Genomic DNA, 14060 nt, shown 5'->3' with positions numbered 1-14060 from the left:
CCTGGGCGCGGCGGACGCGGTTAACCTGACTGAGTGGCAGGAACGGCGCCCGGGGGCGCAGGGGGGAAGTTCGGCACGGCGCGAGAACTGTTCGCGCAGAGGCTGTCCGAGCTGTTCGAGGCGGCCGGCAATCCGACACTGGAACAGGTGGTGCGGGCCACCAAGGGGCGGTTGCGCGGTTCGCGGGGGTTGCCGACGATTCAGCGGATCAGTGATTGGCGCTCCGGGCGCAATGTGCCGGCCCGCTTCGCTTCGCTGGAACCCGTGGTGGCGACGCTGATCTACCTGGCGCAGCCGCGCCGGGAGACGGTCGCCACGGGTCTGCTGAACATGGCTGCGTGGCAACGGCTCTGGGAGACGGCGGTGGTGGAGGTGGGTCCGCCCGCCGGTCCGGCCACCCTCGCCTCGACCGCGCAGGAATCCCTGACACCGCGGCCCGTATTGACCGACACCCTGCCCCGCGATGTGGCGACGCTCATCGGCCGCGACGAGGAGCTGGCCCGCATTCTGCAGGCGGCCGGGACGGGCCGGGTGGCGTCGATCCACACCATCGACGGCATGCCGGGAATCGGCAAGACCGCCTTGGCGACCCGCGCCGCGCACCGGCTCGCGGATCAGTTTCCTGACGGCCGTTTCTTCGTGAACCTGCACGCCCACACCGCCGGTCGTGCCACCGCCAAGCCGACGGATGTGCTGGCCGGGCTGCTCACCGACCTGGGCATGGATCCCGGCAGTATCCCCGACAGTCTGGAGAACCGGCGCAGTCTGTGGCGAGATCGGGTGGCGGGCAAGCGAATCCTGCTGGTGCTCGACGATGCGCAGGATCATGCGCAGGTCGAGCCGCTGCTGCCGAACGGTCCGGGCTGCCTGACCCTGATCACCAGCCGGCGGCGGCTGGTGGCGCTGGACGGCTCGGAGCCCTTCGCCCTGGACACGCTCGAACCGGAGAAGGCCGCCGAACTGTTCTGCACACTGGCCCGCCGCACGCCCGCCGACAGTGAGCGCGCGGCGGTGGCCGAAATCGTCCGGCTCTGCGGGTTTCTGCCCTTGGCCATCGTGCTGCTCGCGGGGCGGCTGGCCCATCACGCCAGCTGGACCATCGCCCGGATGGCAGGTGATCTGGTGCGTGCCCAGGATCGCTTGCGGGAGTTGGAGGCCGGCGAGCGCGCCGTCTACGCCGCCTTCACCATGTCCTATCGGGAGCTGCCGCCCGCCCGGCAGCGCCTGTTCCGGCGGCTCAGCCTGCATCCGGGTCCCGATATCGACAGTTATGCCGCCGCGGTACTGGACGAGATCCCGGTGACCGCGGCCCGCCGTGAACTGGATGCGCTGTTCACCGACCATTTCCTCGAGGAACCCGTCGGCGGCCGGTACCGGATGCACGATCTGCTGCGCCAATACGCCCTCGTGCTCACCCGGGACTCCGCCGACGACCGCCGCGCGGTGATCGACCGAATCCTGAACTACTACCAGCACACCGGTGACATCGCCGACCGATACCTGTCCACCGACGCCGATCTCGAGCAGGCCTTCACCGAATGCGCGGACGCGCCGTACTTCTCGAATCGCGCCGAAGCCCTGGACTGGCTGCGCGCCGAACGCGGCAATGTGCTGGCCTGCCTGGAATACGCTGCGTCGCAGCATCAGTCGGCGCGGGTGGTCGGCTTGACCAGCATTCTCGCCGGGCTGCTGCGCCTGGACGGGCCTTGGCCGCTGGCCATCAAGCTGCATCGCCGCGCGGCCACCATCGCCGAGCACAGCGGTGACCGGGTCGGGGCCGCGGACGCCCTCACCGACCTGGGTATGGTCCGGTACGCGACCGGTGACTATCCGGGTACCGCGGATCTGATCCGCAAGGCGCTGGCCGTCTACGAGGAGATCGGCGATCGCATCGGGCAGGCGCACGCGCTCAGCAGCCTGGCCCGGCTCGGCTACGCGACCGGCGACTATCCGGGCACGGCCGATCTCATGGGCCGGGCGCTGGCCATCTATCAGGACCTCGATGATCGGCGCGGCCAGGCCTACGCGCAGATCGGGCTGAGTGTGGTGCGGTATGCGACGGGAGACTATCCCGGCACCGCGAGTCTGGTGCGGAAAGCCCTCGCCATCTTCTGGGAGATCGGCGACCGGGTGGGGGAGGCGTACGCGCGCAACGAACTCGGCGTGGTCCGGTACGCGACCGGCGACTATCCCGGCGCCACCGAACAGGTGGACAAGGCGCTGGCGATCTACCGGGATCTCGGTGACCGGTTCGCCGAGGCCTATGCCCTCGGCGATCTGGTGTCGGTGCGCTTCGCCACCGGTGACTATCCGGCTGCGACAGCGCTGGTGCGGCAGGCGGTGGCCCTGCATCAGGAGGCAGGGGACCGGCTGGGGGAGGCGTACGCGCTCGGGAACCTGGGCCGGCTGCGGCATGCCGTCGGTGATCTGGCGGGTGCTGCGACACATATGGAGCAGGCGCTGACCGTGTTCCGCGAGATCGGTGATCGCGTCGGCGAGGGCTACAGCCTGAACGATCTCAGCCTGGTGCGGTATTCGACCGGCGACTATGCGCGCGCGGCCACCGAAATGCAGCAGGGGCTGAGCATCTTTCGCGAGATCGGCGATCGGACCGGGCAGGCGTACACGCTGATCGTGCTGGGGCTGGTGCGGTATGCGGGCACGGAATACGACCTCGCGGACGATCTGATCCGGCAGGCGCTGACCATATTCCGGGAAATGGGCGACCGGGTCGGGGAAGCGTACGCCCTCAGCGGCCTGGGCCGGCTCGAATACGCGATGGGCGAACTCCCGAGCGCGGTCGGGCGATTGGACTTGGCGCTGGCCATCTTCCGGGAGATCGGTGACCGGGCGGGGGAGGCCTATGCGCTGAGTACGCTGGGCCGCCTACGTTTCGCCGAGGGCGATACCGACGGCACCACGGTGCTGGTGGATCAGGCGCTGGCGATCTATCAGGAGATCGGCGATCGTTTCGCGGAGGCTTTCGCCATGGGCGGCATCAGCATTCTGCGTTTCGCCACCGGGGATTACGCCGCCGCGTCCGCATTGGCGGAGCAGGGGCTGGGGATATTCCGCGAGATCGGTGACCGGGTCAGTCAGGCTTACACCTTCATCGGATTGGGGCTGGCGAAGTATCAGGCCGGCGATCATGCCGGTGCGGCCGAACTGGTGGAGCAGGCGCCGGCCTTGTTCCGGGAAATCGGTGACCGGCTCGGCGAGGCCTACGCATTCATGGGCTTGAGCATGCTGCGCTACAAGTCCGGGGATTACTCCGACCTGGCCAATATGCTGCAGCGGTTCCTGGCCGTATTCCAGGAGATCGGCGAGCGGCCGGGCGAGGACGACATGCTGGAACGCCTCACCGCCCTCTGGGAATTCAACGCACCGCAGGACGCCGTGATCTCCTATATCGACGCCCTGCGCCTGGTGCGTGAGATCCAGGTGCGCTGGAAGAAACGCCGGGTCTGGCGGGATCTGCCGGTGCCGGATACGCCGCGCTAGCGGTCAGCCCGCGCTCACCGGAGTGTCCAGATTGTTGCTGATCTTCCACTCCCGGTGTAGCTGACCGAGTTCCGTGACGGGCTCGTCGCCGAAGAGCCATTCCCGGCTGATGCGATGCCAATTCGCGGTGGCCCGCAACTGGCCGAGGGTGCCGCAGGTCCAGAATTCGGTGCGCCGGGAGAACAGATGCTCGGGCGGCAGATATTGGTGCCGCATTCCGGCGAATTCCGACAGCCGCGGATCGATGGCGTGCAGGAAGGCGCTGCTGGCCAGTTCCGGGGTGATGGCGAGTTCCTCGTCGGTCAGGCTCCATTCGGCGGCGGAGAGCACGTAGTCGTAGCATTCCTGGTCCGTCACACCGGAATCCGCGTCGATGATGCCGCGGCCGACCATCAGCCGGTACAGCTCGTCGCAGCGGTCCTCGGCGGTGGCGCGCAGGCAGGCGGCCTCGAAGGCGATGTGCTCGGGCGCCATTCGCTTGTACAGGCCGAAGTCGACGAACACCACCTTGCCGTCGGCGCGCAGCAGCACATTGCCCGGATGCGGATCGCCGCAGAACTCGGCGAATTCGAACAGGGAACCCACATAGAAGCGGTGAATGATCTCGCCCACCCGATTGCGGTCGGCGTCGGGTAGCGCGCGAATGTCTTCGAAGCCCAGTGCCGGAGCGTATTCCGTCACCAGCACGCGGGGACCGCTCAGTTCGGGAAAGGCCCGTGGCACCGCGATGAACGGGTGGTCGGCATACATGGCCGCCACGCGCTGCTGGGTGCGCGCCTCGAGCGGATAGTCGAGTTCCTTCTCCAGGCTGCCGCGCAATTCGTCGAATACGCCGGAGGTGAAACCCGGTAGCGCCTGTTTCATCATGACCCGCAGCAGCCCCAGATTGCGCAGGTCGGCGCTGACGGCGAGGTCGACGCCCGGATACTGCGCCTTCACCGCCACTTCGGTGCCGTCGAACAGCCGCGCGCGATACACCTGGCCGATGGAGGCCGCGGCCAACGGTTCCGGATCGAATTCGGCGAACAGTTGCGTCAGGGGTGCGCCGAGATCTTCCTCGATGACCTGCCGCATGGCCTCGAATTCGACGGCGGGGGCGTCGTCGAACAGGGTGGCGAGCCGGTGGCGGAACATTTCCCGATGCCGGGCGGGCACCAATTCCAGATCGAGCAGGGACAGCAGCTGCCCCAATTTCATGGTGAGGCCCTTCATCTGGCCCAGCACCAGGACGAGCTGTTCGGCCAGCTGCAGTATCGATTCGTCGGCGAGCCGCGCCCGCACCTCGGCGGATCTGCCGATCATGGACAGTTTGGTGCGGCGTTTGCGCACCGCCTGTTTGGCCACTACCGCACCCAGTTTGGATCCGCGCGCCAGTCGCGAGGTCGCCACCGGTTTCCCCGTCATCGCCCCTCCTGCCCCAGTGCTTTCAGAAATCCGCGCAGCACCCAGGCGAATTCGCCACGGCGCAAAGCACATTCGTCGACCTCCGGCTGCCCGGCCGTCCCCCAGATGAGCCGCGCTCCCGCCGCGCCCTCCACCACGAAAACGTCCCAGGGATCGAAGTTCTCGCTCCGCGGACTGACGAAGAACGGCCAATACCGGGCCCCGTCCGCCGCGATCTGCTCGTCACTGCGATCACTGTCCGAGAACAAGGCGTCGGTGACGATCCGCGCCACGTCCGCCGCCGGGGCCGCCATCAACTCGGGACTGTGCCGGGCGGCCTCACTCGCGAGGAGCCGCCGCACGGTCACGGCGATCTCGTCGATCGCCGAACAGGACTCGTACCGTCCCACCGCCATGCCGCCACACCACCATCGGATCCGACCGAACATCCACGGCCCCGGTTCTCCGCCCCTCGCCACCGGATCACATTCGAATTCGATCGCGAAGCGGGCGCGATCCCCGATCAACATCATCGCACCTTTTCACCGGCCCCGAGGACGTTCGTACCCCGCAAAATCGTCACCCCGGCACCGTAGGAAACGGGCGCCGCGCCCCGTCGCCACCATGATCGCCGCGCCCCTCGGAAACGCCTGCCCGGCGTGGGTTTCCGGTCCGGAAAACCCGCCTCCGCTCCGGAACGTCGTGGTGGGGCGCTTCGAGGCCCACGGCAAGCTCACGGTGGGCTCACAGGTTGCTCGCGAGTCGGGAGGGCTGAATGGTCACCGTGACCGCATCACTCATGGACACCACTTCGGTGGTCCCGCCGCACGCAGCGGCCCCCCGCACGGCCGGTAGGTTCGGTGGTAGAGCCGCTGAACGCGCCGGCCTGGTCGCGCTGTTGATCGCGACTGCGGTGATGTACCTCTGGAACATCACCAGCAATGGAATGGGCAATCAGTTCTATGCCGGCGCCGCCTGGGCGGGGTCCAAGAACTGGGAGGCCCTGCTCTTCGGCTCGCTGGATACCGGGAACTTCATCACGGTCGACAAGCCGCCGGTGTCGCAGTGGGTGATGGGGCTGTCCGGGCGGATCTTCGGATTCTCGAGTGCCAGCATGCTGATTCCGCAGGCGCTCATGGCGGTGGCCGCGGTGGCGCTGCTGTACGGCGCGGTGCGGCGGGTCACGGGTAGCCACAACACCGGTTTGTTCGCCGGTGCGGCGCTGGCCCTGACTCCGGTCGCGGCCTTGATGTTCCGGTTCAACAACCCGGACGCCGTGATGGTGCTGCTCATGATGGCGGCGGCCTATGCCACCGTGCGGGCCCTGGAACGGGCCTCCACGAAGTGGATCATGCTGGCCGGTGTGGCCCTGGGCTTCGCCTTCCTGGCGAAGATGCTGGAAGGGCTGATGGTGCTGCCCGCACTGGGTCTGGCCTATCTCATCGCCGCGCCCAATCCGATTCGCACCCGGATCCTGCAACTCTTCGGCGCGCTGGTCGCCATGCTGCTGGCCAGCGGCTGGTACGTGTTCGTCACCCTGCTGTGGCCGGCCTCGAGCCGCCCGTACCTGGCCGGGTCGACCGACAACAACTTCATGAACCTGGTGCTGGGCTACAACGGCTTCTCCCGGGTGCTGGGCCGCAACCACGGCAATCGTGGCGGTGGCGCACCCAAGCCCGATCCGACCACCGCCGCGAATACGGCGGCCGGCGGCCATGCGACCACGGCCGATGCGGCACAACAGTTCCCGGGCGGCGGACGCGGCGGCTTCGGTGGCTTCGGCGGCGGGCAGTCGCACGGCGTGACCCGCTTGTTCACCGGTGAGTTCGGCTTCGAGATCGGCTGGCTGCTGCCCGCCGCGCTGGTGGCCATGGTGCTGGTGCTCATCTCCCGGGGTCGTGCACCGCGCACCGATCTGATGCGGGCCGCCGCCATCATCTTCGGCTTCTGGATCATCATCGACGGTGGCGTGCTCAGCTACATGAGCGGCATCGTGCATTCTTACTACTGCCTCTCCATCGCCCCGGCGGTGGCCGGTATGTTCGCCGTCGGCCTCTACGAGATGTGGAGCAAGCGGGGGACGATCCTGGGCCGGTTCGGCCTGGCCGCACTGATCGCCATCACCGGCGTGTGGAGTTTCGTTCTGCTGCACCGCAACAGCGGCTGGTATCCCGAATTGCGCTGGGGCATCCTGGCGGTGACTCTCATCGCGGCGGTGCTGCTGGTGGTGCCGTGGACTCATACGGCGCGGCGGAAGCTGGCGGCCGTGGTGCTGGCGGTCGGTGTGGCCGGCAGCCTCTCGGGTGCGGCGGCCTACACCTTCGCGACCATCGCCACTCCGCATGCGGGTGGCGGGCCCACCGTGGGACCGGCTCAGGCGGGTGGCCGCGGCGGTATGGGCGGCTTCGGGCAGACCCAGTCCAACCCGGCGCTGGCGAGCCTGCTGGAGAACACGAATTCGACCTGGGCGGCCGCCATCAACGGTTCGTCCGCCGCGGCGGGGCTCGAATTGCAGAGCGACAAGGCGGTCATGGCGATCGGCGGCTTCTCCGGTAGCGATCCGACGCCCACGCTCGCGCAGTTCCAGGCGGATGTGAAGGCGGGCAAGGTCTCCTACTACATCGTCCAGAACAACAATGGCGGTGGCCGTGGCCAGGGCGACGGCAATGGTCAGGGCGTCGGAAACGGCGGAGGCAACGGTCAGGGCGACGGCAGCGGCCGGTACTCCGACCGGACTCCGGGCGCGACCGGTGACCGGACCACCGGCGGTGGCCAGCCGGCGCGGCAGCAGGGTGGGGCGGATCCGGCCCAGAACCCCGGCGGCGCAGGCGGATTCGGGCGCAACCAGCACACCGATATCACCAACTGGGTGACCGCGACCTTCACCCCGCAGCAGGTCGGCAATGCGACGGTCTACCACCTGACCGGATATCAGGGGTAACCGCCGGAAACGAGAAAGTCCGGTGGGCAACGGAATCCGTTGCCCACCGGGCTTTCGTCGTGCTCAGCCGAGGCTGAAGGGCTGACCCCACAGCGTCTGCGTCACGTCCATGACATTGTCCTGCACCAATACCGTGGTGTACGACCGCGCTTCGGCATAACCGGCGCACCCGTCGATCGAGATGGTGTGGTTCACGAACTGGGTCGTACCCGACGTACCGGTGAACTGGAAGGTCTGAATCGCCTTGGTGGCAACCTTGCCCGGCTTGATGGTCAGGGACGCGTTCGGGTCGGCGTACGGCGTGACGCCCGACGTGGACAGGCCCGCGCCGAAGTCGCCGGTGCCGACGGAGAGTCCGCCACCGCCGCCGCCACCGCCGCCCGCGCCGGGGCTGCCGCCCGGGCTGCCGCCGCCGCTGTTGCCGCCGCCCCCGCCGCCGTTCTGCGACTGGTCGCCGCCGGGCGCGGGTGAGGTCGTCTGCCCGGCCGTGTCACCGCTGCCCTCGGTGGTCACCTTGCTGCTCAGGTCGACCTGGCAGCCCACCAGGTATCCGGTCTCGATGTGACCTCCGGTGACGGTCACACCCGCGGGCACGGTGACGGTCACGGAGGTCACGGCGGACACCATGGCATTGCGCGAGAGCGGGCTGGCCGCCATCGATCCCGAGAGGACGGCCTGTTCGCCGCTCCGATTGACCTGGACGGCAACGCCGTCGGGGCCGGTGAAGTTGCCGGTGCCGTCGGGGAGCGGCACGGTGGTGTCGGCTCCGGCCGGTCCGGCCGCGAGCAGGAAGGTGGTCAGGAAGCTGCCGGCCGCGATCGCGAGGCCCATCGAATTCCGCATGTGGCTTTCCTTCTCACCCGACACTGAAAGGCTGGCCGTACAACGTGATCTCGGCAGAGCCCTGATCGTTCGTCACCGTCAAGGTGCTGAACGCTCGTGCCTGCGCGTAACCGCCGCATCCGGAGATCTCGATGCCGCGGCCCGCGTAGGCGACGCCGACGGCCCCGGCCGTGGGGTCGAGGTTCTTGGTGTCCAGGATGACCTGGGACACGCCGCCGGGCACGAGGCTGATGCTGGGGGCGATTTCGGGGGTGACGGAGCTCGGCGAGACGTACACGTCACCGCCGAGTGAGAGGCCGCCGCTGAGGTCGACCTGGCAGCCGATCAGGTAGCCGGTCGTCAGTGTGCCCTTGGTGGCGTTCTGCACCTTGGCGAAGACGGTGGCGGTCACACTCGCGGTGCGCGAGGTGGGGGTGGACGACAACGGCGGTGAGACGATCGCCTGTTCGCCGGTCCGGGTGAGATCCACCTGTACTCCGGTGGCGGTGGTGAGCGCCTGCTCGCCGTCCGGCAGTGGAATTGTCGTATCGGCATGAGCCACGGCCGATCCGAGAATCGCCGCGGTGAGAACGACGCCGAATCCGGCGAGTCGCCCCCCAATTCTCGAATTCAATCTATGTCGACCCTTCGAATCCAAAATGAGCAATCGAGGGTCGACTATATGGGGGGCGACTACGCGTGCACAACCCTGTAACTGGCTGGTAGACAGGGCATTGCGGTGTGTTTACCGACTATTGAGTGACCGGCACCACACGGTCCGATGAATTCTGTGAATGTGCTGTGCGCAGTGCCGCGGCGAGCGCCGGCCTGATGGGTACCAGTAGGTCCACATTCCGGTCGGATGGTTTACCAGCGGAATTCGGTCCGCCCACCCGCGTGGGTTCGTTGTAGGCCAGTTCGCGGTGCAGTGCGGCGAGGTCCCACAAATCGAGGGTTGCACCAGGTCGTGCGGGGGCGGCGTGGTCCAGCATGGTGGATCGGATAACCAAGTGATCCGATGAATTCGTATCCGGTAGTAAAAACTCCAGTGATCGGGACTGGCACGGCCATTCACAGAGTCCGGAGGTAATCACATGCCAGAATCCGCCGCCCGCGCGTACCTGTGGAGTGACCGAATTGCGGTGTTCATGTCCGGCGATCCAGAGCACGGCATTTTCGAAGCGATGCAGTAGTGCCATGAGATCGGCGGCATGATATCTCGGCTCATCCGCCGCGCCCGATCCGGTGGTCGAATTGTCGAGCATGGTGAGGCCGTGATGTGAAGCGACTATGACCACGCGATCGGGATTTCCGGTTCGCACCGTTTCGCCCTCGGCGCCGGTATAGGAGGAATGCACCTCCACCAGCCGCTCGATGAGCCAATCACGTTGCCGGGCACCGATACTGCCGGTGACATGACCGGCGGGATGTGTGGTGTCCAGCACGATCATCCGGACACCGGGCACCGCGTCGTAGGCGTAGTACGTGGTCCCCTCGGCGAGATTCTGCTCGGTGAACCCGTGTCCGCGCGGTTCGGTCGGACTATCGAGGTGTGCGCGCACGTATTCGGCGGGGCTGATCACGCGCCGGTCCTCGCGCGCCCGGATCGGCACGGCCGGGCCCTGCGACAGGGCCGTGGGATCGGCGAGATAGCGGCCCATCGGATCGGCGGGCGGTTCCATGCCCAGTTCCACCGGCTGCCGATCACCGGTGACCAGCGCCTGGAACTCCGGTGTGACCGGAGCCCGGCCCTGGGCCAGGCAGTCGTGATTGCCGAAGCAGCCCAGCCACGGAATGCCCAGGCCCCGGGTGTGGAACGGCCGGGCGGCGGCCGCCAGCAGGCCGGGCACGTCGGGGAAGCCGTGGTCGCGCTTGTAGGCGTCGCGCGAATCCGGTTCCGGGTTGTAGAACTCGCCGGACACCGTGTGCGCGGGATGTGACTTCGGTTCGGTCACGCCGAAATTCGGGTCCAGCTCGGAGCCGCCGTCGAGCAGGGCGAGCAGCGCGTCCAGCTCGTTGGCCTGCGCGCTGTCGATATTGTCGCCGGTGCTGATGACGAAATCGGCTCCGCTGCCGGTCTGTTCGCGCAGGGTGCGGATGGTGGCCTCGAAGGCCTGCAGCGCGACCGGTTCCTGGGGCCGGTAGGCCGGGAACATGGATTCCCAGCCGGGCCGCCCGGCCAGCGGGTGCAGGAAGGTGAGGCGGCCGGGGGAGTACGGGTCGGCGAGCTGGAAATCGGTGAGGTGCACGAACCGCATGAGCGGCACCAGGTTCGCGCCGGGCTCGACTTCCCGATCGGGCGCGAGGTCGGTGCGCGGCAACTGGGGTTCGGCCGGCCCGTGGACCAGGCTGCGGTAGCGCAGCCCGGCATCGAGGGCGGGTCCGGGCACGAACGTGTGATCGGGTGTTCGGTTGTGGTCGGTCATCGGTCAGCGGCCCACGGTTTCCGTTGCGGCCGAACCGGAGTACTCCTCGGAGAGTTCTTCCAGGCTGCGTCCCTTGGTCTCCGGCGCCAGGGCCGCGGCGATGGCGAGGCCGATGATGCTGGCGCCGACGAACAGCCACAGCACCCGGTGCAGGCCCCACGCGTTGATCAGCGTCGGCAGCCACAGCGTGCCGATGATCGCGCCGACGCGGGATACGGCGGTGCCGAGCCCGTTGGCGGTGGCGCGCACCGCGGTCGGGAAGACCTCGCTCGGGTACACCAGGTTGACGATGCCTGGCCCGGAGTTGGCGAACAGCACGGCGAGACCCAGCAGCAGCACCAGTCCGGCGAGTCCGGGGCTCTGCCACAGCGCCAGCACGGTGAGTGCGATGAACATGCCGATGAATCCGGTGATGAGCAGCGGCCGCCGCCCGATCCGGTCGACCAGGTTGACGCCGATGACGGCGCCGGCCACGCCGATGAGCGCGATGATCAGCGATCCGACGTAGGTGCCGGTGGTGCTGGAGGTGACCTGCTCGAGGATGGTCGGCGTGTACAGCGTGATGCCGTAGTAGGACAGCGTGTACATGAACCAGAAGCCGCAGCAGAAGAACGTCATCCGCAGCAGCGGCATGCTGAGCAGGGTGCGCCAGGGTGAATCGTGTTCGGGCGCGGCGGGTCCGGTGAGGTCGACGGTGGTGTCGCCGAGTCCGGTGAGGACGGCATTGGCTTCCTCGCCGCGGCCCTGGGCGGCCAGCCAGCGCGGGGATTCGGGGATGCTGCGCCGCATCCACAGCACGATGAGCGCGAAGACGGCGCCGAGCACCAGCATGACCCGCCACATGTTGTGGCCGAGCGGCAGGAGCAGCAGGGCGAAGACGTAGGTGGCGGCGGCGCCGATGAACCAGGTGGCGCCGAGGCGGGTCATCAGGTTGCCGCGGCGTTTGGCGGGCGCGTATTCGGCGAGCAATGAGGTGGAGATGGTGTAGTCGGCGCCGAGGGCTAGGCCGAGCAGGAAGCGGCACACCAGCAGTTCCCACGCGTTCTGCGCGAAGGCGGCGATCAGCGCGAAGACGACGAATCCGATCAAGTTGACCAGGTACATCTTCTTGCGGCCGAGCCGGTCGGTGAGCCGGCCGAAGACCAAGGCGCCCACGAACATTCCGATGACGGCGGCGGCGGAGAGTGCGCCGGTCATGAAGCTGGACAGGTGCCATTCCTTGGTGACGGTCGGCAGTGCGACGGCGATCACCGTGATGTCGTAGCCGTCGAGGAACATTCCCGCGGCCGACAGCACCATCACCTTGCGGTGGAACGGGGTCAGTTGCGTGGAGTCGAGGGCCGAGAAGGCATCGCGGGCCACTGGGACCTTCCTTACGGACACAGGGGTCCTTCCTTATGGAACTGAGTACTCAATCGTTTTAGCACTGGCAGTGGGATCGAGTCAGGGGTTCTCGCCAAGAGTTCAGAGTCTGCTCATTCATGTTCAGTGGCCGTTCGCTAGGGTGTCTTTTCGTGGCAACCGGTAGCGCACCGATCACGCAGCGGGATGTCGCATCGTCCCTCGGGGTCTCCATCTCCGCCGTCAGCCTGGCTTTGTCCGGGCGGCCCGGTGTGAGTGACCAGCTGCGGGAACGCATCCTCGAACGTGCCGAAGAACTCGGCTATCGGCCCAACGCTTCGGCGGTCGCCTTGCGCACCAACCGAACCCGGGTGCTCGGTCTGCTCATCCGGAATCTACGCAATCCGCACTTCCTGGACGTGATCGACGGCTTCGACGAAACCTGCGCCGCCGCAGGCTACGACGTGATGGTCGGTTCCTCCCGCTACGACCCGGACCGGGAAGGGCAGTTGCTGGACGCCTTCCAGCACCGCGCCATCGACGGCCTGGCCATCGCGCCCATCGGGGTGAGTCCGCAGGTGCGGGAATGGTCTTCGGTCACCAGTCGGCCGCTGGTCCTGCTCGATACCGCCGGCGGCCCGACCATGAGCGTGCGCACCGATCAGGAGACCGCGGTCGATCTCGCCGTCCGCCACCTGCTGGAGCTGGGGCACCGGCGGCTCGCCATGATCGTCGCGCCGGCGGACAAGTCGCCGGACCCCGAACGGCTCGAACGCTTCCGGCAGCTGAGCGTGGACCTCGGCTTCACCGCCCTGACGGTGACCACCGAACTGTCCGCCCGGGCCGCGCGCAGCGCGATAGCCGAAGCGCTGGCCGTGCCCGCACCGGAGCGGCCGACCGCGTTCATCGCCAACAGCGATTACATCGCCCACATAGCCTATCTCGCGGTGGCGGACGCGGGTCTGCGTGTCCCGCAGGATATCTCGGTGGTCGGTCACGACGATCTCCCTACTTCCGCCTCGCTGTACCCGGCCCTGACCACCATCGCGGTGGACCGCCGGGAGATCGGCCATCGCGCGGCGTCGTTGTTGCTCGACGCGTTGCACGAGCGTCCCATCGCCACCCGGAACATCGTCCTCCCGGTGACATTGCACGCGCGAGCTTCCACCGCGCCTCCACCCCGAGTGGACGGGTAGCGGTGCGGAACCCGTAAGAACTTCGCTATATTTGCGGGTGCAGCTGGTTCGCCGGAGGCGGAGTCGAGGAGCCCCTGATCCGCCCGATGGCGTCGAAACCTGGCGATGACGTTCGCGTTGTCGGCGTGGTGAGAGGGAACCCGGTGAGAATCCGGGACTGTCCCGCAGCGGTGAGTGGGAACGACAGCCGTCATTCGCACTGGGCGCATGAAGTGATGCCTGGGAAGCGACGGTCAGTAGGACAGCCCCGGCCGAGAGCGCCGGGATCGACCCCGTACGGGTCGGCGCCCATGAGTCCGAAGACCTGCCCGTTGTGCCGGATACGCCGTATCCGGCGGTCGTCGCCTCGTGGATCGGGCGTCACGCCGAGTGGACCGGGCACGGATCATGCGTGTGGGCTCGTTCAGCGTGCGTTCGAAATGGGTGGCGTCCCTCTGACTGCTGACTCTG

The 14060-nt window shown here is 67.6% G+C and carries 9 protein-coding genes and 1 riboswitch; of the genes, 3 read left to right on the top strand and 6 right to left on the bottom strand.

Annotation, left to right across the window (positions count from 1 at the left end):
* Positions 1-33: 33 nt before the first annotated feature.
* Positions 34-3501: a tetratricopeptide repeat protein gene (locus tag ACH438_RS39585; RefSeq protein ID WP_397015117.1), complete on the top strand. Its 3468-nt coding sequence runs from the start codon at positions 34-36 to the stop codon at positions 3499-3501.
* A gap of 3 nt (positions 3502-3504) precedes the next feature.
* Here the strand turns inward: ACH438_RS39585 and ACH438_RS39580 are convergent, their stop codons facing one another.
* A complete protein-coding gene (locus ACH438_RS39580) occupies positions 3505-4905 on the bottom strand; it encodes an ABC1 kinase family protein (protein ID WP_397015115.1) in 1401 nt (466 codons plus the stop codon).
* Positions 4902-5414: an Imm42 family immunity protein gene (locus ACH438_RS39575; RefSeq protein ID WP_397015335.1), complete on the bottom strand. Its 513-nt coding sequence runs from the start codon at positions 5412-5414 to the stop codon at positions 4902-4904. Before ACH438_RS39575 ends, ACH438_RS39580 begins: the two co-directional genes overlap by 4 nt.
* Before the next feature lie 245 nt (positions 5415-5659).
* On the opposite strand from ACH438_RS39575, the gene ACH438_RS39570 reads away from it, so the two are divergent.
* Entirely contained in the window at positions 5660-7825 is a 2166-nt protein-coding gene (locus tag ACH438_RS39570; RefSeq protein ID WP_397015113.1) for an ArnT family glycosyltransferase, read from the top strand.
* A 63-nt stretch (positions 7826-7888) separates the two neighbouring features.
* On the opposite strand, the gene ACH438_RS39565 is transcribed toward ACH438_RS39570, so the two are convergent.
* The 4 genes from ACH438_RS39565 to ACH438_RS39550 form a co-directional block, all read right to left on the bottom strand.
* Positions 7889-8668 carry an MspA family porin gene (locus ACH438_RS39565; RefSeq protein WP_397015111.1) on the bottom strand — a complete coding sequence of 260 codons (780 nt, stop codon included), beginning with the start codon at positions 8666-8668 and terminating at the stop codon, positions 7889-7891.
* Between the two features lie 13 nt (positions 8669-8681).
* A complete protein-coding gene (locus tag ACH438_RS39560; protein ID WP_397015109.1) occupies positions 8682-9209 on the bottom strand; it encodes an MspA family porin in 528 nt (175 codons plus the stop codon).
* Positions 9210-9399: 190 nt separating this feature from the next.
* On the bottom strand, positions 9400-11073 hold the full coding sequence (locus ACH438_RS39555) for a hypothetical protein (RefSeq protein ID WP_397015107.1): 1674 nt from the start codon (positions 11071-11073) through the stop codon (positions 9400-9402).
* Between the two features lie 3 nt (positions 11074-11076).
* Positions 11077-12435 carry an MFS transporter gene (locus ACH438_RS39550; protein ID WP_397015105.1) on the bottom strand — a complete coding sequence of 453 codons (1359 nt, stop codon included), beginning with the start codon at positions 12433-12435 and terminating at the stop codon, positions 11077-11079.
* Positions 12436-12587: 152 nt separating this feature from the next.
* Between ACH438_RS39550 and ACH438_RS39545 the strand changes: the two genes are divergently transcribed.
* Entirely contained in the window at positions 12588-13610 is a 1023-nt protein-coding gene (locus ACH438_RS39545; RefSeq protein ID WP_397015103.1) for a LacI family DNA-binding transcriptional regulator, read from the top strand.
* A 92-nt stretch (positions 13611-13702) separates the two neighbouring features.
* A riboswitch (cobalamin riboswitch) is annotated at positions 13703-13937 on the top strand.
* The last annotated feature ends 123 nt before the right edge of the window (positions 13938-14060 follow it).

The organism is Nocardia sp. NPDC020380, from assembly GCF_044386975.1.
In the GTDB taxonomy this organism is placed as follows: Bacteria; Actinomycetota; Actinomycetes; order Mycobacteriales; family Mycobacteriaceae; genus Nocardia.
Note: the sequence above shows the minus strand (reverse complement) of the source record. Positions and strands in the feature narration are given on the sequence as shown.